The sequence below is a fragment of the Bacillus sp. 05T31 genome (genome assembly GCF_056396725.1).
Map to the genome: position 1 here is coordinate 1 of NZ_JBFTMA010001454.1, position 399 is coordinate 399.

1 protein-coding gene is annotated in these 399 nt (G+C 33.8%); it reads left to right on the forward strand.

All coding sequences use genetic code 11. The features are described 5' to 3' along the window. The coding region (locus AC1DJR_RS33795; RefSeq protein WP_477004652.1) for a DUF1569 domain-containing protein at nucleotides 1-196 on the forward strand (196 nt) is incomplete at its 5' end. Nucleotides 197-399: the final 203 nt, after the last annotated feature.

The following is a 399-nucleotide window of genomic DNA, read 5'->3' on the forward strand; positions in this document are numbered from 1 at the left end:
AAACGACTCTAGAAAAGAATTGATGCGTTTCCTGAGTACAATAGAAGATGAATCTATATTAGCGAAAAAATCAGTGACGCATCCAGCTCTTGGAGAATTACTTCTTGATCAGTGGATAGAACTGATCTATTTGCATGAACAGCGTCATATAGAACAAATTAAAGAGATAAAATTGCTTTGTGGAGTTGAAAAGTAAACATCATTATCTATTTTTTGAGCGATTTGGGATAGCATCAAGATTTCGAGTGATAAAATAGAAATCCTGATTAAAATTATGATGAATTTAGTTGAAAGCAACCAAAAAGCTGAAGAAATTACGAAACTAGCAGATCTTACCCCTGAAGAGGAAACGAACATTCGAAAAAAATCCGAATCCGATTTGCTGTATAAGTGTAACCC